Annotated in this window: 20 protein-coding genes; 16 read left to right on the forward strand and 4 right to left on the reverse strand. The window is 68.6% G+C overall.

Annotation, left to right across the window (positions count from 1 at the left end; translation table 11 throughout):
• Positions 1 to 131: 131 nt before the first annotated feature.
• The 3 genes from F3S47_RS11555 to F3S47_RS11565 all read right to left on the reverse strand — a co-directional run bounded on the left by F3S47_RS11555 (position 132) and on the right by F3S47_RS11565 (position 2,767).
• Positions 132 to 1,130, reverse strand: a complete 999-nt coding sequence (locus F3S47_RS11555) for a succinylglutamate desuccinylase/aspartoacylase domain-containing protein (RefSeq protein WP_150445414.1) — start codon at positions 1,128 to 1,130, stop codon at positions 132 to 134.
• A 180-nt stretch (positions 1,131 to 1,310) separates the two neighbouring features.
• Positions 1,311 to 2,009: a GntR family transcriptional regulator gene (locus tag F3S47_RS11560; protein WP_223877803.1), complete on the reverse strand. Its 699-nt coding sequence runs from the start codon at positions 2,007 to 2,009 to the stop codon at positions 1,311 to 1,313.
• On the reverse strand, positions 2,006 to 2,767 hold the full coding sequence (locus tag F3S47_RS11565; protein WP_223877804.1) for a maleate cis-trans isomerase family protein: 762 nt from the start codon (positions 2,765 to 2,767) through the stop codon (positions 2,006 to 2,008). Before F3S47_RS11565 ends, F3S47_RS11560 begins: the two co-directional genes overlap by 4 nt.
• Before the next feature lie 223 nt (positions 2,768 to 2,990).
• On the opposite strand from F3S47_RS11565, the gene F3S47_RS11570 reads away from it, so the two are divergent.
• The 16 genes from F3S47_RS11570 (at position 2,991) to F3S47_RS11645 (ending at position 19,616) form a co-directional block, all read left to right on the forward strand.
• Complete coding sequence (locus tag F3S47_RS11570; protein WP_191090166.1) at positions 2,991 to 3,470, forward strand: tripartite tricarboxylate transporter TctB family protein; 480 nt, start codon at positions 2,991 to 2,993, stop codon at positions 3,468 to 3,470.
• Positions 3,471 to 4,985, forward strand: a complete 1,515-nt coding sequence (locus tag F3S47_RS11575) for a tripartite tricarboxylate transporter permease (protein WP_150445416.1) — start codon at positions 3,471 to 3,473, stop codon at positions 4,983 to 4,985. It abuts the gene before it with no gap.
• Positions 4,982 to 5,941, forward strand: coding sequence for a Bug family tripartite tricarboxylate transporter substrate binding protein (locus F3S47_RS11580; RefSeq protein WP_150445417.1), 960 nt, complete (start codon positions 4,982 to 4,984; stop codon positions 5,939 to 5,941). Before F3S47_RS11575 ends, F3S47_RS11580 begins: the two co-directional genes overlap by 4 nt.
• Positions 5,942 to 6,002: 61 nt before the next feature.
• Entirely contained in the window at positions 6,003 to 7,514 is a 1,512-nt protein-coding gene (locus F3S47_RS11585) for an amidohydrolase family protein (RefSeq protein WP_150445418.1), read from the forward strand.
• Positions 7,515 to 7,519: 5 nt separating this feature from the next.
• On the forward strand, positions 7,520 to 8,029 hold the full coding sequence (locus F3S47_RS11590; protein WP_150445419.1) for a YgjV family protein: 510 nt from the start codon (positions 7,520 to 7,522) through the stop codon (positions 8,027 to 8,029).
• Positions 8,030 to 8,205: 176 nt separating this feature from the next.
• The gene (locus F3S47_RS11595; RefSeq protein ID WP_150445420.1) at positions 8,206 to 9,120 is read left to right on the forward strand and encodes a sucrase ferredoxin; all 915 of its coding nucleotides are present in this window, start codon (positions 8,206 to 8,208) and stop codon (positions 9,118 to 9,120) included.
• Positions 9,117 to 9,929: a (2Fe-2S)-binding protein gene (locus F3S47_RS11600; protein ID WP_150445421.1), complete on the forward strand. Its 813-nt coding sequence runs from the start codon at positions 9,117 to 9,119 to the stop codon at positions 9,927 to 9,929. Before F3S47_RS11595 ends, F3S47_RS11600 begins: the two co-directional genes overlap by 4 nt.
• Positions 9,930 to 9,954: 25 nt before the next feature.
• On the forward strand, positions 9,955 to 10,923 hold the full coding sequence (locus F3S47_RS11605; RefSeq protein WP_150445422.1) for an ABC transporter substrate-binding protein: 969 nt from the start codon (positions 9,955 to 9,957) through the stop codon (positions 10,921 to 10,923).
• A gap of 24 nt (positions 10,924 to 10,947) precedes the next feature.
• Positions 10,948 to 11,916, forward strand: a complete 969-nt coding sequence (locus tag F3S47_RS11610) for an ABC transporter substrate-binding protein (protein ID WP_150445423.1) — start codon at positions 10,948 to 10,950, stop codon at positions 11,914 to 11,916.
• Positions 11,917 to 12,178: 262 nt separating this feature from the next.
• The gene (locus F3S47_RS11615; RefSeq protein ID WP_150445652.1) at positions 12,179 to 13,207 is read left to right on the forward strand and encodes a LacI family DNA-binding transcriptional regulator; all 1,029 of its coding nucleotides are present in this window, start codon (positions 12,179 to 12,181) and stop codon (positions 13,205 to 13,207) included.
• A gap of 32 nt (positions 13,208 to 13,239) precedes the next feature.
• On the forward strand, positions 13,240 to 14,502 hold the full coding sequence (locus F3S47_RS11620) for an extracellular solute-binding protein (RefSeq protein ID WP_150445424.1): 1,263 nt from the start codon (positions 13,240 to 13,242) through the stop codon (positions 14,500 to 14,502).
• Between the two features lie 90 nt (positions 14,503 to 14,592).
• Positions 14,593 to 15,660 (forward strand): carbohydrate ABC transporter permease, encoded by a 1,068-nt coding sequence (locus tag F3S47_RS11625; protein WP_150445425.1) that lies wholly within the window; start codon positions 14,593 to 14,595, stop codon positions 15,658 to 15,660.
• Position 15,661: 1 nt separating this feature from the next.
• A complete protein-coding gene (locus F3S47_RS11630) occupies positions 15,662 to 16,540 on the forward strand; it encodes a carbohydrate ABC transporter permease (protein WP_150445426.1) in 879 nt (292 codons plus the stop codon).
• A 7-nt stretch (positions 16,541 to 16,547) separates the two neighbouring features.
• Positions 16,548 to 17,534: a glycoside hydrolase family protein gene (locus F3S47_RS11635; RefSeq protein WP_150445427.1), complete on the forward strand. Its 987-nt coding sequence runs from the start codon at positions 16,548 to 16,550 to the stop codon at positions 17,532 to 17,534.
• Between the two features lie 5 nt (positions 17,535 to 17,539).
• Positions 17,540 to 18,610 carry an ABC transporter ATP-binding protein gene (locus F3S47_RS11640; RefSeq protein WP_150445428.1) on the forward strand — a complete coding sequence of 357 codons (1,071 nt, stop codon included), beginning with the start codon at positions 17,540 to 17,542 and terminating at the stop codon, positions 18,608 to 18,610.
• Positions 18,611 to 18,692: 82 nt separating this feature from the next.
• Entirely contained in the window at positions 18,693 to 19,616 is a 924-nt protein-coding gene (locus tag F3S47_RS11645) for an exonuclease/endonuclease/phosphatase family protein (RefSeq protein ID WP_150445429.1), read from the forward strand.
• Between the two features lie 4 nt (positions 19,617 to 19,620).
• Here F3S47_RS11645 and F3S47_RS11650 read toward each other — a convergent pair whose 3' ends face one another.
• A complete protein-coding gene (locus tag F3S47_RS11650; protein WP_150445430.1) occupies positions 19,621 to 20,265 on the reverse strand; it encodes a hypothetical protein in 645 nt (214 codons plus the stop codon).
• Positions 20,266 to 20,401: the final 136 nt, after the last annotated feature.

The following is a 20,401-nucleotide window of genomic DNA, read 5'->3' on the forward strand; positions in this document are numbered from 1 at the left end:
CATATCCCTCATCCCGGGATAGGTCCGGCAGCGCAGCAACTGGTGCTGTCGGACCATTGATCCCATCTTCGATCCGCTCGAATGACTCCGCGTTGAGCTGGCCGCCGGAGGCGCCGATGCCCTCCGGAGTGTCAGCCCGCCGATGCAGGGCGTTCATGCCGCAGGATCTTCGCGACGTAATCGCCGCGGCGGACGATGCGGCGATTGAAGCGCGTCAGGACCATTCCTTCGAAGGGCGCGCGGATCTCGTGGCGTTCGAGCCCGGCCTCAGTGATGATCTCGGCGAGGCGCTGGCCCTCGGCCACCCATTCGCCGACCTCGACGTCGAGCATCATGGCCCCCGGGGCCGGGGTCAGAACCAGCTCTGCCGCTCCGATGTCCCCGGTGACAGGCTCCTCGGCCGGCGCCTCCTGCAGCCTGTCGACCACGGTCCCCGTCTCGACGAGGTATCGATAGAGACCGAGGGCGTCCTGCTCCGCGAGGTCCGCGGTCACGTCGATCATGCTGCGAAGCTCGACCGTCGCGGAGAACCGGCGGTCGTTCGCCCGGCCCTCCTCGTTCCAGCGCTGATTGACCTTCAGCACGAACGAGAATGGATCCTCGCCGCTATCGGTGAGGATTGCCCTGGCCCTCAGAGACCGCGCCAGCGTCCGCCCTTCCTCGAGCATTCGCTCGTGCACGTAGAGGTAGACCGGACCATCGTGATCGCAGTGCAGGTCGAGCACGATGTCCGCCTCGCAGGCGAGCGACAACAGCGTCGATTTGAGCCGTTCGTCCACCGGCCGCGCCAGGTCCGTCTCGGCGCCCGCCGGAGGGAATCCCCGGTTGAAATTCGTTCTGCCGTTGAAATCGAACCGCCCTTGCGTTTCGCCGAACAGAGCCTGGCTGGCACCGACGGGGTTGGCTTGTGGGACGACGATGACGTCGCCCGCCAGGCGGTTCTCGCCCTCGGCCTGCTCCAGGCGTGGAATGAGACGGTCGAGCGCGACCACGCCCGGAACTTCGTGAGCGTGGAGAGCCGCCTGCAGATAGACGGTCGGCGCCTCGCCCGTTCCCCGGAACCTCAAGACGCGCAGGAAGAATTCCTGCCCGGCGCTGTCCGCTTCGATTCCGATACGTTCCACGTCCATGCGCAGGTCTCCCACTGACGTTCGTCTGGATGCTCCCGGCCTCGGGGCGGGCCAGACCACGAAACGTCCCGGGTTGGGCTCGGTTTCAAGATGTCGGACGCCAGATGCCGTACCCAGATGCCGTACAGGTGCGGCGCCGATGGTGGCGGCACCGCACGTCAAGCACGCAAGGCGCCGAAATCAAACGGCGATCTTCGCGAGAACGGCGGCGGCCGTCGCCTCGTTGTGGGCCACGAGGCGCTCGGCAAGGTCGAGCCGCGCCCGCGCCGTCAGGGCCAGCATGATCCGTTCGTGCTCGGCCAGCGAGGCCCGCACCCGGGAGGGGTCGTCGTTGATGCGGTGACGCGCGCGCAGGATGTTGTGCTGCAGGCGCTCATAGGTCTTCAGGAGCTCCTCGTTCCCTGCCAGCCGCGCGAGCTCCAGGTGATAGGCCTCGTTCAACTCGGTGTAGTCCTGCGGCGCCTCGGCCTCTTCCGCGGCGACGAGGGCTTCGTGCAACTCCTGAAGCCCGGCGATCTCGGCATCGGAGGCGCGCACCGCGGCGTTCAGCCCGATGAAATGCTCGATGGCGCCCTTCGCCTCGAAAACGTCCCTCAGCCTCACCGGGTCGAGCGGGGCGACCGTTGCGCCCCGATTGGGCTGCAGCAGGACGAGCCCCTCGCCCGAGAGCGCCTTGAGCGCCTCCCGGAGCGGGGTGCGCGAGACCTCGAACCGGCCGCAGAGATCGGCCTCCCCGAGGCGCGCGCCGGCCTCGAGTTCGCCTTTCAGGATCATGTCCCGGATCCCGGCGACGAGGTAGTCGTGCAGGCCGCGCGCGCGATCCGGGCGTAAGGCGGAGGACGAGGCCGAGGACGGTGCCATCTGGCTCTCTCCGCTCATGCCGCCCCCGCCTCGAACAGGCGCCCGAACCGCGCCAGCGGCCGGGTGTCGACCCCGAGCCTGCGCAGCGCGGTCCAGAGGGTGACGGCGATGGAGTCGATCACGGGGACATCGAATTCGTCCTCCACGGCGCGGGCGATCAGGGGGCCGCGCATGTTCGTGCAGACCACCGCGACCGCGTCGACGCCGTCGGAGGCCACCTCGCGGCACATCTCTTGGACCGTCCCGGCCTCGACCGTCGCGAAGGAGTAGTTGTCCGACAGATCCGCGCGCCGGGCCGCGGCGACCTCGATCCCGAGGGTCGCATAGTTCGCGATCATCGCCTCCTGCACGTCCCCGGTATAGGGCGTCACGAGCCCGAGCCTGCGCACCGCGAAGAGCGACAAGGCCTCGTTGAGGCCCATGATCGCGGAGGTTGCCGGGCAGCCTGTCCGCGCCTCGATCATCTCGCAGAGGCGGGTGTCGGTCTCGAACCCCCGCCAGCTGGCGGCCGTGCCATTCCAGGCGATGATGGAGGGACAGGCGTCGGCCAGCAGGTCGGCGGCGGTCAGGATCGCATCGTCGGCGAACTGCTCGTCGGAGGCGTCGTCCATCGCGATCCGCGTGACCCGGAATCGCCCGAAATGGACACTGGCTTGCGAAGCCAACGGCGCGATCAGGGTGTTCGTCGCAGGCTCCAGGACCGTGTTGGACGAGGGGGTCAGCATCCCGATGCGGTAGGCCGGGACGGCGGACGCGCCGTGACTGGTTTCCTGCAATGTTCGCCTCCGCGTCAGCACACTCAACCACCGAAATATTGCATACAAGATTTTGGCGATCAACGGCAATCATCGGTCCGGAGGGCCGGGGAGCGACTCACGCAGACCTAGCGAAATGCCTTTTATCTTGATGTTTTATTTGTATATTTTCTGTTAACTATTTGAACTTTGTGTTCCGCGACCCTCTTGCTAGCGTGATTTTTGCATGCAATCTGGAGGTCGAATGCCGCACCCCGAGGGATCGCCAGCCCGTGTCGTGAACGCCGATACCGTGACCGGCGCGGTCACCCTGGCGCTGGGCCTCACCGCGCTCGCCATGGTCCCCGCGCAGGTGCAGGAGGATGGCTTCGCGAACTTCGGCGACGTCCGGTCGCCGGCGTTCTTTCCCATCCTCTCCGGCGCGGCCGTGACCCTCTTCTCCCTCGCCCTGCTCATCCGCGGCCTGCTCAAGGCCGCGCCCGCGTTCAGCGTGGGTGAGCCGAGACGTGTCCTCGCCGTGACCGGCGCGCTCGCCGGATCGACGCTCCTGATGTTCTGGGTCGGCTATATCGCCGCCGCCGCGGTGCTGATCGCCACGCTCTCGGTCGCCTTCGGCAACCGGAACGGCCTGACGGTCGCCGGCCTGGCCGTGGTCCTCCCGGTCGGCATCTACCTGCTCTTCGACGGCGTGCTGGGCGTGCTGCTACCGACGGGGCCCTTCTAGATGCTGGCCGATCTCGCCTCAGGCTTCCAGCTGATCCTGGACCCGGTGGTCATCGGGGTTGCCCTGATCGGCCTTCTGGCGGGGCTCTTCGTCGGGGCGCTGCCGGGGCTCACGGCGACCATGGCCGTGGCCGTGCTGGCGCCCTTCACCTTCATCATGGAGCCGCTGATCGGCCTGCCGTTCCTGCTGGGCGTCTACAAGGGCGCGATCTACGCGGGCTCGATCCCCGCCATCCTGATCAACACGCCGGGAACGGCGGCGGCCGCGGCCACGGCGGCCGACGGCAACGCCATGGCGCGCAGCGGGCGGGCGCGAGAGGCGCTGGAGATCAGCCTCTTCGCCTCCGTCATCGCCGACTTCCTCGCCACGATCGTCCTCGTCCTCGTCGCCGCCCCGCTCGCGGCCGTTGCCATCAAGGTGGGCTCGGCCGAATTCACCCTGCTCTACGCGCTCGCGCTGACCATGGTCGCGGCCGTCTCGGGCGACGACATGCTCAAGGGCCTCATCGCGGCCGCCCTCGGCGTCATGATCGCGCTCGTCGGGCTCGACCCGATGTCCGGGGCCCAGCGCTATACCTTCGGACTGCCCGTCCTGCTGGGAGGCATCTCGCTGATCCCTCTGCTGATCGGCATGTTCGCCCTGAGCGAGATCATGCTCCGGGCGGAGGACGACCTGCGCACCCCTCAACGGTCGCCGAAGATGCCGGGAGACGCGCGCGAGACCGGGGTCTCGCTCCGGGGCTTCCGCGGGCTGCTGCCCACGATCCTGCGCTCCACCGGCATAGGGACCTCGCTCGGCAGCCTGCCGGGACTGGGGGCGGAAATCTCCTGCTGGGTCTCATACGGCCTCGCCCGGCGCGCCTCGGCGACTCCCGAGCGCTTCGGCAAGGGCGCGCCCGAGGGCGTCGCCGCCGCCGAGGCGGGCAACAACGCCGTCTGCCCGGCGGCGCTGATCCCGATGACGGTCTTCGGCATTCCGGGCGACACGATCACGGCGGTCCTGCTGGGGGCCTTCATGGCCCAGGGCCTGACGCCGGGCCCCCTCCTCTTCTCGCGCGACGCCGAGACGGTCTACGCGCTCTTCGCCTTCCTCTTCGTCTCGAACGTGCTGCTGCTGGGCGTGGGGATCTTCGCGATCCGCTACCTGCAGCACATCGTCCTGATCCCCGCCAACCTGCTCTACCCGGTGGTGGCGGCCTTCTGTTTCGCCGGGGCCTATGCCGTCAACAACGCGGCCTTCGACCTCGTCATCATGCTCGCGGGCGGCATCGCCGGCTATGCGATGCGCAAGACGGGCATGCCGATCCCGCCACTCGTCATCGGCATGCTGCTCGCGCCCGGTCTGGAAAACTCGCTGCGCCAGGCGCTGACCGTCTCGCGCGGCTCCTTCGACATCTTCGTCACCCGTCCCGGGGCGCTCGCGCTCCTGACGGTTCTCTGCCTGCTGATCGCGCTCTTCATCTGGCGCGGCCTGCAGCGGATCCACCAAGCGCCATCGAAAGGGAAAACATCATGACGCTCAAGAAACTGCTTCTCGCGACGACCCTGTCCGCCGGAGCCGCCGTTCCCGGCCTGGCCCAGGAGGACTTTCCCACCCGGCAGATCGAATTCGTGACCCCCTATCCGCCGGGCGGCTCGCACTCCCTGCATGCCGGCATCATCACCACGGCCGCCGAGCCGCACTTCGGCGTCTCGCTCGTCTCGGTGATCCGCGCGGGCGGCGGCGGCGCGGTCGGGGCGACCGAGGTCGCGCAGGCCGATCCGGACGGCTACACGCTTCTCTTCGGCGACCCGACGATCAACTCGCTGCGCCCGCAGGTCGAGGACCTCGCCTACGACATCGACGACTTCGTGCCGGTGGCCCGGATCAACTACAGCCCTGCGATCTTCGTGGCCCGCGCCGACAGCCCCTTCTCCACGCTCGAGGAGATGGTCACCTATGCCGAAGAGAACCCCGGCGACCTGACTTACAGCTCGGACAACCTGAACGGCTGGACCTACACCGTGTTCGAACTGCTCAAGGCGCGCTCGGGAGCGGACATGACCGGCGTCGAGTACGGCGGCGGCGGTCCGGCGGTCGCCCGCCTTCTGGGCGGCGAGACCATGGCCTATGCCGGGGACATCTCCGTCGTCGGCGAGCACATCGAAAGCGGCGACCTCGTGCCGCTCTGCGTGACCGACACCGAGCGCATGGAGGCGCTGCCCGAGGTGCCGACCTGCCCCGAGGCGGGATACGACGTGGTCTTCCAGTTCTGGCGCGGCGCCATGGCCCCGGCCGGCACGCCGCCCGAGGTGATCGCGGAGCTTTCCGACAGCTTCGAGGCGCTCATGGAAGACGAGGGTTTCCTCCGTCTGATCGGGCGGATCGGCTCGTCGATCCAGTTTGCCGACCACGAGGAGTTCGCGGAACTCTGGGCCTCCGAGGTCGAGGCGATGGCCGCGGTCGCGGAAATGACCGGCGCCGCGGAGTGATCGGGTCCGGAACCGGACGGGCGGGGCCTCGGGGCCCCGTCCGCGTCACCGGGAGGACGGCATGACGGACCTGCGCATCGCGAACGTTCTCGCCAAGCTTCCCGACGGCGCGGGCGCTCCCTGCCGCCGGGTCGACATCGACATCTCGGGCGACCGGATCGAGTCGGTCGCGCCCGCCGGCATCCGTCGGACCGAGGCGGTCCGGGTGATAGACGGCACGCATCATCTCGCCGTTCCGGGCTTCGTGAACGGCCATCACCACAGTCACGAGAACTTCCAGAAGGGGCGGTTCGAGAGCCTGCCGCTGGAGCTCTGGATGAACCTCGTCCGTCCGCTGAAGCCGGTGCCCGTGACGCCGGAGCAAGTGTACCTCCGGACAATGGTCAGCGCGATCGAGGCGCTGCGGTCGGGCACGACGACCATCGTGGACGACCTTAACGTCAGCCCGCACCTCGACCCGGCCCACGTCGATGCCGCCTTCCGCGCCTACGAGGACGCGGGCCTGCGCGCCCACGTCGGGATCACGCTCTTCGACCGGCCCTTCTTTCGCGGCGTCCCCTTCGTGGAGGAGCATTTCCCCGCCGAGGTACTGGCCGAGCTGGAAGGCACCCGTCCGACGCCCTCCGACGAGGTCCTCGAGTTCGCGGAACGACTCGCCACCACGCGGCACCATCGCGAGAACCGCGTCGCCTACATCGCCGCCCCCTCCGCACCCCAACGCTGCACCGAGAACTTCCTGCTCCGGGTGCGCGACATGGCCGACCGGCACGAGGTGCCGGTGATGATCCACGTCCAGGAGACGCGGATGCAGGTCGTCACGGGCTTCGAGTTCTACGGCTCGACGATGATCGAGTACCTGTCGCGGATCGGCTTCCTGAAGCCTGCGACCTCGGTCATCCACGGCGTCTGGGTGAGCCCCGAGGAGCTGGACCTCATCGCGGCCAGCGGGGCGAGCGTCCAGCACAACCCCAACAGCAACCTCAAGCTCGGCAGCGGGCTGATGCCCATGCGCGAGATGCTTGAGCGGGGAATCAACGTCTCTCTCGGCACGGACGGCTGCGGGTCCATCGAGTCGGTGGACATGCTCCGGGTGCTCGCGAACACCGGCCTGCTGCACAGCCTGCACGATGCCGACCACCGGACCTGGGTGACCTCCGCCGAGGCCTTCCGCGCTGCGACCGAGGGCGGGGCCGACGCGCTCGGCCGGCCGGAGCTGGGCCGCATCGCGGAGGGCGCGAAGGCCGACATCGCGCTCTACGACACCCGCTCCATCGCCTTCGCGCCGCTCAACGACCCCATGCGCCAGCTCGCAATGGCCGAGACCGGGCGCGCGCTGAGTCACCTGCTGATCGACGGAGAAATCGTGGTGGAGAACGGTACGCTGACGAAGATCGACGAGGCCGCGCTGATCGACCGGATCCAGGCAACCGCCGCCGAGCTGCGTCCGGCCATCGAGGCCGCGGAGGCCTCCGTGGAAGAGATCCGCGGCCCCTACGAAGAGATCCACGCCCGCTGCCGCGCCATTCCGATCCCCGAGAACGTCTTCCCGGCGCGCATCCCGCGCGGGGACTGAGCCGCGTGGGCGATACGCTCTTCTGGACGGGCCAGGCCGTGGGCGCCTTGGCCGCGATGCTCGGCGTGCTCGCCTTCCAGATGCCCCGGCGGACGCCGATGCTCGCCACCCTGGGCGCCTCGGCCCTGGCCTGGTCGCTGCATTTCCTTCTCCTGGCCGCGCCCGCCGCCGCCGGGATCAACCTCGTCACGGCGCTGCGGAACTTCTGCGGCATCCGCCTCCGCGCCCCGGCCCTGGCACTGCTGTTCATCGCCTTCTACGTGGCCGCCGCCGTGATCGGCTGGAAAAACATCTGGGACCTGCTGCCGCTGGCGGCCGTCGTGCTGGGAACGCTCTCCGTGTTCAGGCTCGAAGGCCTTGCCGCCCGAAGCGGCTTCCTCGCCGGCAGCCTCCTCTGGGTCATCTACAATACCTACGTCGGCTCCATCGCGGGCGTGGTTGTGATGCTCGCAGACGCCGGGTCCAATGCGCGCTTCATCCTCAGGGCCATGGCCTCGGATCGCGCGCCGCGGTGAGCCTCGGACCCGTCCGTGAAAGGCGGACGCGAAGGAATTCCGACCGAATTACTCAGCTTCGCTTGCAAAGCCCAACAGATTTAGTAGGGAATCGAGGAGAACCGCTTCGCCGCAGGAGTCTCCGCCGTGCCCACGCCTGCCCCTAGGACCCAAAGCCGCCGCCTTGTGAGCCTGGCGTGACGGTCCGCTTCTGCACAGAAGGCAGTCTCGCGGCGGGCGAGAGGCTCGCGGGCTGGGGCGCGCATCCGGAGAAGGTTCTTCTCGTCCGCTGGCCCAAGTCGAAGTGGCGCTTCTCGGCCCGCGTCGCCGAGAACATGCCACCCGAGGTCGAGGCCGCCGTCACCCGCGCCGCCGAGGCGGGATGGCGCGTGAACCTTATCGACCGCAAGGGCGAGACGCCGGGCCGTCACCGGGTCCATGTCGGCCCCGGCGCACGCTCGACCGAGGTGGCGACCGGCGACCTCGCCGCCGTGATCGACGCGGTCGTGCGCGGCGGCCCGGCCCTGACCCGCGCCGGACTGCGCCCGGAGAGCCGGATGCAGATCCTCTGCTGCACCCATGGCAAGCACGACCGCTGCTGCGCGAAGTGGGGCTTTCCCCTCTACAAGACCCTGGACCGCGAGACCCGGGCGACCGGTCTCGCCGAGGCCTGGGAGGTCACGCATATCGGCGGCTGCCGCCTCTCGGCCGGCGTCCTGGTCCTGCCCTCCCGCCGCAAGTACGGCCGGATGCGCCCCGAGGACGTCCCCGCCTTCCTCGCCGCCGAGGCGGCGGGACGGCCCTACCTGCCCTGTTACCGCGGGGCCGCCGACCTCGCTCCCGCCGCCCAGGCGGCCGAGGTCGCCGGTCTTCGCCACCTTGCCGCCGCCGGCATCCGGGGCCGCGCCACGGTCGAGCGCGACACGACGACCGGACGCTTCCGGGTCCTCTGCGGCCGGGCCGTCGCCGAGGTCTCGGTCGCGCCGGAAGAGGTGCGCGCCCACGGAAACTGCAACGGCCTCTCCTCGGGCAGCGATATCACGCCGCGCACCGGCTGGCGCGCGACGGTGGGCACCGTGTCTCTCCCCGCCTCGCGAGAGGCGGCGCGATGAGGCCTCCGTCCCTCGTCACCGCCTGCGCCGATCGGCCGGACGTCAGGAGCGCATTCGGCGCCCGCCTCTCGGACGGCCCCGCCCCGGCGGATGCCCTGCATCTGTCCAAGCCGGACGCTGCCCCGCTCCGCGACTGGCTCGCGGCGGAACAGGCAGAGGTGTCCGGTGCCGACCGGAAGCTGGCCGCCGCCTTCCTCCTCGGGCGGCTGTCCTGGAGCCTTGTCGAGTGCGCCGGTTTCCTCGCCCTGCGCGGATACGCTTCCGGCTCCCTGCCGACGACCGGCGTCGCCGTCAGCCGCCGCGAAGAACGCTGGAGCTTCGGCGAGCGTAGCGGCAGGGCCTCCGCCTACGACCTCCACTTATCGGGCGGCGCGGCGATACCAAGCCCGGACCCCGCCGCCGACCTCGAACGCACCCTGACCACCTGGCTCGCGCCCCTGGTCACGACGCTCACCGACCGCTCCGGCCTCTCGCGCGGCGCGCTCTGGCGGCTGGTCGGGGACGCCCTCTCCGCCTGCCTGCTCGCCCAGGGCCGCGTCCTGGGATGCCCGGAACGGGCGATGCGGATCGCCCTTGGCCCGCTCCGCGACCCTTCCAGCCCGCTCCACGCCCCGCAAAACGGCTTCGTCCGCGTGACCCTGCCCGAGGATCCGACGGTCTCGGACTGGGCGGCCAAGCGCGGGGGCTGCTGCCGCTACTACACCGCCGGCGCGGAGACCTGCGCCACCTGCGTCCTGCGCGACGACGACAGCCGGGAGGCCCTCCTCCGCGAGGACCTGAGACGTCGCCACGGCCGCGCCGCCGCCTGACCTCACCACATCGAAAGGAGACCGCATGCTTCGCCTGACCACCGCCCTCGTCCTCTGCGCCGGACCGCTCCTGGCCCAGGAGTATCCCCTGACCATGGAGAACAAGTTCGGCACGACCGTCATCGAGGAGCCGCCGGAGCGCGTGGCCTCCGTCGACTTCGCCGGCGCCGACGACCTGCTCGCCCTCGGCATTCAGCCGGTGACGATCCGCCACTGGTACGGCGACTACCCGCAGTCGGTCTGGCCCTGGGCGCAGCCGCTGCTCGAGACCGAGCCGCCGATCCTGCGCGGCCAGCTCGACTTCGAGACCATCGCGGCGCAGGACCCGGACGTGATCGTCGCGCTCTGGTCGGGCATCACCGCCGATGAATACGAGCGCCTCAGCCTCATCGCGCCGGTCGTCGCCGTGCCCGAGGGCGTGGGCGACTACGCCCTGCCCTGGGACGAGCGCGCGCGTCTCACGGGACGCGCCGTGGGCCGCGAGGCGGAGGCCGAGGAGAAGATCGCGGAGGTCGAGGCCGAGCTCGAGGCGGTCGCGGAGGCCCACCCCGAGTGGCAGGGCAAGACCGTCGCCGTCGCCTATGTGCGCAGCGGCGAGCCGGGCGCCTACACCTCCAGCGACGTGCGGCCGCAGCTGCTGGCCGACATGGGCTTCCAGCCGCCCCAGAAGATCGACGACCTCGTCACCGGCAACGAGTTCGCCGTGACCTTCTCGCCGGAGGACCTCTCGCCGATCGACACCGACCTGCTGATCTGGCTGCCGCAGAACGACGGCACCTACGCCCAGATCCCCGAGCTCGCCGCGCGGGACTTCCTGCCAGCGGCTCAGGAGGGACGCGAGATCTTCCTCGACTTCGAGCTCTCGGGCGCCTTCTCCCACGCCTCGCTGCTCTCGATCCCCTACGCGGTCGAGCGCCTCGTGCCGATGATCGAGGCCGCGCTCGACGGCGATCCGGAGACCCACGCCGACGCCCGCCCGCCGGCGGCCGAATAATCCAGCAAGCTCAAGGAGACAGTCATGACCCGGCTCTACATTCTCATGATCGGCCTGCTCGCCGCGGTGCTCGGCGGCGCGGTCGCCGCCCAGGCGCAGGAGACCCGGACGGTGACCGACGATCTCGGCCGCGCGGTCGAGATCCCCGCCGACCCGCAGCGCATAGCCTCGCTGCACGACACCTCGCTCACCGTGGCCCTGCTGGAGCTGGGCGTGACGCCGGTGGCCTCCCACGGCCGCACGACCGAGGACGGCACGCCCTACATCCGCTCGTCGGCCACCGCGACCGGCGTGGACTTCGGGAATTCCGACATCGCCTTCGCCGGAAACCTGCCCGCCGATCTCGAGGCCGTGGCCGAGGCGCAGCCGGATCTCATCCTCACGACCAGTTGGCAGACCGCCGACCCCGAGCAGCTCTCGCAAATCGCGCCGACCTACGTCTTCGACATCTCCGAAACCGAGGACTTCGAGGTCTACGCCCGCATCGCCGAGCTCACCGGCACGACGGACCGGCTCGAGGCGCTTCAGTCGCGCTACGATGCGCAGATCGACCTGATCCGGCAGGTGGTCGATACCGAGAACACCCGCGTCTCGGTGATCCAGGGTTACGACGGCCAGCTGCTCGTCTGGAACACCTACGGCACCCTGGGCAAGGTCCTGCGCGACGCGGGCTTCACCTTCCCCGACATCCAGAATGCCATCGAAGGCAACGCGCGCCAGAGCTTCTCGGCCGAGCGGCTGCCGGAGTTCGACGCCGACCTGATCTTCGTCACCTACCGGCCCGATCGCGGCGAGACAGTTGCGGACGCGCGCGCGGCGATGGCCAGCGTCCTGCCCTCCTGGTGCGAGGCCCTTCACGCCTGCCGCGAGGACCAGGTGGTCTTCCTGCCCCGGTCGCTGGCCTCCACGGCGACCTACGACGCGGCCGGTGCGCTGGCCTACGCCGTCCTGTCGAACATCGACGGCCGGGATATCGCACAGCTGCCGCGCTAGGGCGCGCCTCCCCTTCATCGTCTCGATGTATCGCGGGGGTGAATGGCGAAAGCCCCGGCTTTCGCCAGAGGGGGCAGCGCCCCCTTCCAACCGACAGAGACTGAAACCCACTGCAGTGCCACGCCACACGGCGTGGCACTTTGCGACTCGGCCGACCGATCGGAAACGTTGACTCGGGCCCTCTGTCCGATGTACTGACATCGGTGTCATGACATCGATGTCGCGGTCGTGCGCAGACGGTGGAATGACCTGGGAGGAGCCGATGGCGACGATCTACGATGTCGCGAAAGCAGCGGGCGTTTCGCCGAAGACGGTGTCGCGCGTGCTCAACGACGACGCGCCCGTGGGCCGCACCACGCGGGAGGCGGTCCAGGACGCGATTTCCCGCCTGGGCTACGTCCCCTCGAACGCCGCCCGGGTCATGCGCTCGAACAGGTCGGGCCTGATCGGGCTGATCACCGGGGCGATCTCCAACACCCCGGAGGCCGGCGATCCGAAGGGCCTGCCCGAACTCTACATCGTCCAGGGGGTTCAGGAGATCTTCGCCGAAGAGGCCAAGACGCTGATGATCTCCGACACCGGAGGCCGGTCCGACCGCGTACCCGCGCTCGTCTCGACCTTCCGGCAGCACCGGGTCGAAGGCCTGATCTACGTCGCGGACTACCACCGGCAGACGCGGTTCGAGGTACGGCCCGGCGGCCCGCCCGTCGTCCTTGCCAACTGCTACGACACCATCGGCACGCCCAGCGTTCTGCCGGACGACCGGAGCTGCCAGCGCAGTCTCGTCGCCCGGCTCATCGAGGCGGGGCATCGCCGGATCGGCTACCTGACCCTCGGAAACTACATGGATGCGACCGGCCTGCGGATCGAGGGCTACCGCGACGCCCATGCCGACGCGGGGCTATCGGTGGATCCGGACCTGATCCTGGAGGCCTACCGCGAGGATCATACCCCGATGACCTCCGCGCTGAACCGGCTGCTCGAGCTGCCCGAGCCGCCCAGCGTCATCTGCTGCGGCAACGACGAGATGGCGATGCGGCTCTACGGGCTGCTGCGCACGCGCGGCGTCGAGGTGCCCGAAGAGATCTCGGTGGCGGGCTTCGACAACTACCGCGCCATCGCGGAGACCCTGTTTCCGCCGCTGACCACCGTCGAGCTGCCCTACCGCGAGCTCGGGCGCCGGGCCGCGCGGCGCCTGCTCGGCATCATCGCGAAAGACCCCCCGGGGACGGACGACCCTGTCCGGATCCCGGGGCCCGTTGTCTGGCGGTCCTCGGTGACCGCGAGATGAGTGAAGAGACTTCATACCCAAGGGAGGAGATCATGAAGATGAACAGGCTCACAGCAGGCGCTCTCGTCGCCTACGCCGCCACGGCGGGTGCCGCCATGGCGCAGACCGAGGTCACCATGTGGTACCACGGGGCCGGCAACGAGGTGGAAAGCAACATCCTCAACGGCATCGTCGAGGACTTCAACGCGGCGCAGAGCGACTGGACCGTCGTCGTCGAGAGCTTCCCGCAGCAGAGCTACAACGACTCCGTCGTCGCCGCCGCCCTGGCGGGCAACCTGCCCTGCATCCTCGACGTCGACGGGCCGATCATGCCGAACTGGGCCTGGTCGGGCTACATGCAGCCGCTCAACATCGACGAGAGCCTCATCGAGGACTTTCTGCCCGGCACGCTGGGCATGTGGGACGGCGAGCTCTACTCGGTCGGTCTCTGGGACGCGGCCGTCGCGCTCTACGCCCGGGAATCCACGCTCGAGGAACTCGACCTGCGCCGCCCGACGCTCGAAGAGCCCTGGACCGGGGAAGAGTTCATGGCCGCGCTGGAGGCCGCCAAGGCCAGCGGCAACTACGATTATGCGCTCGATCTCGGCATGAACGACCAGGGCGAGTGGTATCCCTACGCCTTCCTGCCGTTCCTTTGGTCGCACGGCGGCAGCCTCGTCGACCGCGAGAGCTACACCACCGCCGAGGGCGCGCTGAACGGCGAAGCGGGCCTCGAGTTCGGCGAATGGTGGGCCTCGCTCTTCGAGGAGGGCTACGCCCCCGGCACCTCCGAGGATCCGGCGGACCAGCAGACCGGATTCATCGACGGCAGCTTCGCCTTCCAGTGGAACGGCAACTGGCGCGCGGTGGCGACGATGGAAGAGGTCGATGACGTGATCTTCCTTCCGGCGCCCGATTTCGGCGCGGGGAACTACATCGGCGGCGGCTCCTGGCAGTTCGGCATTTCCGAGAGCTGCCCGACTCCCGAGGGCGCGAATGCCTTCATCGAGCACGCGCTGCAGGACGAGTACCTTGCCGCGTTCTCGGACGGCATCGGCCTGATCCCCTCGACCCCCTCCGCCGCGCAGATGACGGAGAACTACGCCGAGGGCGGCCCGCTCGCGGTCTTCTTCGACCTCTCCGACGAGCAGGCGCAGCTCCGTCCGGTGACCCCCGGCTACGTCGTCCAGTCCAAGGTCTTCACGAAGGCCCTGGCCGACATCGCCAACGGCGCCGACCCGGCGGACACCCTCGATGCCGCGGTCGACGAGATCGACAGCGATATCGAGGCGAACCAGGGCTACGGCCACGAGTGATCCCGACCGCGGCTCCCCGGCCTCGCGCCGGGGGGCCGCCCCCGCGCCTCGAACCAGGCGCCTCAACGCATCATGTCGGATGGGCGAGAGATGGCGACCAAGCTGACCCAATCGAACCGGGCCGGATGGCTCTTCGCGCTGCCGGGCTTTGGCCTGATCGCGATGTTCATCATCCTGCCCTTCTTCTTCGCCTTCTGGCTCTCCCTGACGAACCAGCGGCTGATCTCGCCGAACCCGACCGAGTTCGTCGGCCTGCAGAACTATCAGGAGATGCTCAGTCTCGCGGTGGTCACGCTCGAACCGGAGCGCGACGACGCCGGAGAGATCATCCGTGACGAGAACGGCGCGGCCGAATACCCCCGCGTCCGGTCGATCACCCGCTCCGACGACTACCCGCAGTACGACGGGATGCGCGAGTGGTTCCGGTGGCAGTCGGGCGACGATGCCCGGGTGGTCATCGCCTCCGACGTGGTCTTCTGGAAAGCGCTCACCAACACGCTGCTCTTCGTTCTGGTGGTGGCGCCGACCCAGGCCGCCTTCGCCCTCGGGCTCGCTTTGCTGATCAACCAGCGCCTGCGGGGGATCAACGTCTTCCGCGCGATCTACTTCATGCCGGTCGTGGTCTCGATCGTCGTCGTCTCGCTGCTCTGGCGGTTCATCTACGACGGCCAGGACGGGCTGCTTAACGCGGTCCTGGGCTTCCTCAGCTTCGGCCTCTTCGAGGGGCACGACTGGCTCGGTGATCCCGACACCGCCCTGGGGTCGATCATGGCGATGTCGATCTGGCAGGCCGTGGGCTTCCACATGGTGATCTGGCTCGCCGGACTGCAGACCATCTCGCCCACGCTCTACGAGGCCGCCGCGATCGAGGGGTCGTCCAAGTGGCAGACCTTCAGGTACGTGACCTGGCCGGGGCTCAGGAACACAGCCGTGCTGATCCTGATCGTCATCACCATGCAGAGCTTCGCGCTCTTCGCGCAGATCGACGTGATGACCAACGGCGGGCCGCTCGACTCCACGCAGACCATGGTCTTCCAGGCGGTGGAGCGCGGCTACGGCAAGCAGGACATCTCCGGCGGCTCGACCATCTCGGTGATCCTTTTCCTCCTGGTGCTGACGATCTCGCTGATCCAGCGCTACCTGACGCGGGAGCGCTGACATGGCCGCCATTTCCCCCGACAACCGTGGGCTGAGGCTCTTCGTCCGTTACCTCGTGCTGGTCCTCGTGGCGCTGATCTTCGTGCTGCCGCTGCTCTTCATGGTGATGTCGAGCCTCAAGCCCGACCAGCAGCTGCTTGCGGACACCTCCTCGTTCCGGGCCTTCCTTCCGGTGGGCGACGTGGGGCTCACCAACTACGTGGAGGCCTTCGAGCGCGCGCCGGTCCGGCTCTTCGTGTTCAACTCCGTCCTCGTGACCGGAGTCACGGTCGCGCTGAGCCTCGCGGTCTGCTCGCTCGCCGCCTTCTCCTTCGTCTTCCTGCAGTGGCGCGGCCGCGAGCTGGTCCTCTCGATCATCCTCGCCACGCTCATCGTGCCTTTCGAGACCATCGCCATCCCGCTGCTGCTCATCGTCAGCAAGCTGCCGTGGATCGGGCTCGACGGGATCGAGTGGACCTGGCTGAACACCTACCGCGTGCAGATCATTCCCTGGATCGCGGACGGGCTGACGGTCTTCCTCTTCGTGCAGTACTTCAAGGACCTGCCGGGCGAGCTGGTCGAGGCCAGCCGGGTCGAGGGAGCCTCCTGGTTCCAGATCTACTGGCGGGTGATCCTCCCCCTCTCGGGGCCGGTCGTCGCCACCGCCGCGATCCTGAAGTTCCTCGTGATGTACAACCAGTACCTCTGGCCGCTCATCGTGGTGCAGCAGGAGCAGTACCGGCCGGTCATGGTCGGTCTCCAGTACTTCTTCCAGCTTAACGTCGCCTGGGGAGAGGTCATGGCGTACCTGACGCTCATCACCCTCCCGGTGCTGGCCTTCTACCTCGTCCTGCAACGCGCATTCATCGCCTCCATCGCCTCCACCGGCGTGAAAGGATAATCCGACTATGACGATCGCCCTCGAAAACGACTGGATCTGGGACTCGTGGTACGTCCACGACGGCGACCTCTGGCACTGCTTCTTCCTCAAGGCGCCGAAGTCGCTGATCAACCCGGAGCTGCGCCACTTCAACGTCAGCCAGGGGCACGCGACCTCGCGGGATCTCGTGAGCTGGGATCATCTCGGCACCAGCTTCGCGCCGTCCGAGGGCCCCGCCTGGGACGACTACACCACCTGGACCGGCTCGGTGGTCCGGGGCGACGATGGCCAGTGGCATCTCTTCTACACCGGGACCCGGAAGTCGGAGGAAGGCCTCTACCAGCGGATCGGCCACGCGACCTCGGACGATCTCCATTCCTGGACCCGCGTGGGCGACGGTCTCTGCCTCGATCTCGCCGGTCCGAACGCCGAGCACTACGAGGCGGACCTGATGCGCGGGTTCTGGCACGACCGGGCGATGCGCGATCCCTGGGTCATGCGCGACCCGGAGGGCGACGGCTGGCTGATGTTCTTTACCGCGCGCGCGCCCGGCATCCCGGAGGCGAACGCGGGCGGGGCCATCGGCTTCGCGACCTCCAAAGACCTGATGACCTGGGAGCTGCAGCCGCCGGTCTTCGTCGGCGGCTTCGGCCAGTTGGAAGTGCCGCAGGTCTTCGAGGTGGACGGCACGTGGTACTGCCTCTTCTGCACCGCCGCGAACCACTTCTCCAAGGAGCAGGCGGAGGGCCTGGAGGGCGGCCCCGTCACCGGCAACCACTACCTGATCGGCGAATCCCCGCGCGGCCCCTGGCGGGTCGCCCCCGGCTTTCTCGACGGCGACCTGCCCTGCCGCCGCTATGCCGCCCGCATCCTGCAGACCCCGGAGGGTCTCCGGATCATGGGCTTCGCGGACTACCCGGACGGGACGCGCTTCGTCGGAGAGATCCTTGACCCCGAACCGGTGATCGTGACCGCGGATGGCCTCCTGCAGGTCGCGCCGCACAGCCAGGAGTAGGCACGATGGCGAATGTGCAACTGAGCAACGTCACCAAGCGCTTCGGCGCCGTCGAGGTGATCAAGGGCGTGGATATCGAGATCGAAGACGGAGAGTTCACCGTTTTCGTCGGCCCCTCGGGCTGCGGAAAGTCGACCCTGCTGCGGATGATCGCGGGGCTCGAGGACATCACCTCCGGCACGCTCAGCATCGGCGGACGGGTCGTCAACGACCTGCAGCCGAAGGAACGGGGCGTCGGCATGGTCTTCCAGTCCTACGCGATCTTCCCGCACATGACCGTGCGCGAGAACATCGGCTTCGGCCTGACCATCGCGCGCGAGAGCAAGGCGGAGAAGACCGCCAAGGTCGAGGAGGCCGCGCGGATTCTCCAGATGGAAAACCTGCTCGACCGCCGGCCCTCGCAGCTCTCGGGCGGCCAGCGCCAGCGCGTGGCCATCGGTCGGGCCATCGTGCGCAACCCCTCGGTCTTCCTTTTCGACGAACCCCTGTCGAACCTCGACGCCGCCCTGCGGATGGACATGCGCATGGAGATCGGAAAGCTGCACAAGCAGCTCGGCGCGACGATGGTCTACGTCACCCACGACCAGGTCGAGGCGATGACGCTGGCCGACAAGATCGTGGTCCTGAAGGAAGGCCGCGTCATGCAGGTCGGCGCCCCGATGGAGCTCTACCACAATCCCGCGAACCTCTTCGTGGCCGGTTTCCTCGGCGCGCCGTCGATGAACTTCCTCGATGTGGAGGTAATGGAGGTGGACGGCGGCGAAGCGCGCGTGCGCAACGCCTCGCTCGAGCCGATCGTGGTCAAGACCGCCGGACGCGCCATCGACAAGGGGAGCACGGCGGTTCTCGGCGTCCGTCCGCAATACCTGGAGCCCGCCCCCGCCGGCTCGGGGATGCTGCACGGCGAGGTCCGCATATCGGAGCGTCTCGGCTCCGAGACCGTCGTCGACCTGGCCCTGCGCGACGGCACGCCGCTGATCGCCGCATTCGGGGAGGACAAGGTCTTCGAGGATGGCCAGCCCCTCGACCTGAGCTTCGACAGCGCCTCGGCCCACCTCTTCCCGCGCGAGGCCTGACCGCTCGCGCGGGCCAGCGCCACTCCCCGCGCGCTGGTCGCCCGCCGGCCGCACGCTAGGCTTGCTTGCCGGAGGGACGGCCATGCGGCGTGCGGCAATCATCGTGGGACAGGGGCTCGGCGTGCTGGTCGTGGTGCTCGGGCTCGCGCTCGGCCTGCAGATCTGGCGAAACTCGGGGGACGCGGAGCTGCCCGAGCCGGCAGAAGGCACGCTCCGGATCGCGGGCTACAACGTCCATTACATCCGGATGCGGGCCGCGGAGGGGCCCTGGTCGGTCGGTGACTGGCAGGTCCGGCGCGGCCCGCTCGACGCTGCCTTCAAGACGCTGGACGCCGATCTCGTGGCCTTCCAGGAGATGGAGAGCTTCGGCGGCGGGCGCGCCTCGGACGAGAACCTTGCGCGGGACTGGCTTCTGGAACGCAACCCAGGCTACGCCGTCGCGGCCGCCGGCGACCCCGCCGAGTTTCCCTCCACCCAGCCGATCCTCTATCGCACCGATCGCCTGCGCCAGGCCGACCAGGGCTGGTTCTTCTTCTCCGAGACCCCCGACGTTCTCTATTCCCGCACCTTCGATGGCTCCTACCCGGCCTTCGCCTCCTGGGCCGCCTTCGAGGACCGCAATACCGGCGCTGGTTTCAGGGTGGTCAACATCCACTTCGACTACGCCAGTGGGGAGAACCGCCTGCGCTCCTCCGCCCTCGTCCGCGACCGCATATCGGGCTGGATCGACGCGGGCGAGAGCGTGATCCTGATGGGCGACACCAACGCGCTCGAAGGCAGGCCGACGATGGAAATCCTGGAGGAGGCCGGACTCGAGTTCACCGACGTCAGTGGAGCGACCTACCACTTCGACCGGGGGCTCAATCTCTTCGGCGCGATCGATCACATCGCGCTGTCCGGCGAAGCGGAGCTGGCCGCGGGGCCCTTTGTCCTCCGCCGGCGCTTCGAAGGCGAATGGCCCACGGATCACTACCCGGTCGTCGCGGACATCCGGCTCAGCCCCTGATCTTTCAGCGCCCACCCTCCGCGATCGAGAGCAGATCGCCGGGAAGCCGGTGCACCCCCGGCTCGGATCGGCCGGAGAGGTGCTGTGACAGGACCAGGTAGTTCAGGTGCAGCGCGTCGATCCTTTCGCGGAGATCGTTCAGCACCTCCATCAGCGACTCCTGTGGAATCCCGTCCGGAGCGCCACCGGCGGTCTGAACGCCGATGTACTCGCCGATGTTGAAGAGAGGCAGCAGCGCCTGCTCGATCGTGGAGAAGGCCAGATCCTCCAGCTGGCTGCGCAGCGGGTTCGCGATGGTGACCGAGGGGTCGAGAAGCTCTGTCATCAGGCCGAAGAGGCGCCGGAAGCGCAGGACGAAGAGCCGGGCGTCGGGTTCGACCGTGACGCGGGAGACGACGAGACGCGGCTCCGAGAGCACCAGGTTCGACATCACGACCCGGTCGTTCGGGAAGCTCCAGACGCCGGTGTCGCGATCGACCGCATCGAGCATCCGGCGCACCTGCGGGACCGCCCGAGGGCGCAGCACCTCGTCCAACGGCTTCGCTCCGCCGAAAGTGAGCTTCGCCCGCGCTTCCGCCTGGTTGAGCTGCAGACCCGTGAGTGAAAAAACACCCTCCGATTCCTCGATGGTAAGGGCAAGGCTGCTCATTGCCGGAACGCCGTCCGATTGCCGGAGATTTCCCATGAAATTATCCCGCTACCACTCCCGTCCGACATTGGGTGAAATTGGTTTCTAAATAGTTAATGGCCGGTGCGGCACGGACGGGTGCCGCGCAACACACTCA

Source organism: Histidinibacterium aquaticum (assembly GCF_008710275.1).
In the GTDB taxonomy this organism is placed as follows: Bacteria; Pseudomonadota; Alphaproteobacteria; order Rhodobacterales; family Rhodobacteraceae; genus Oceanicola; species Oceanicola aquaticus.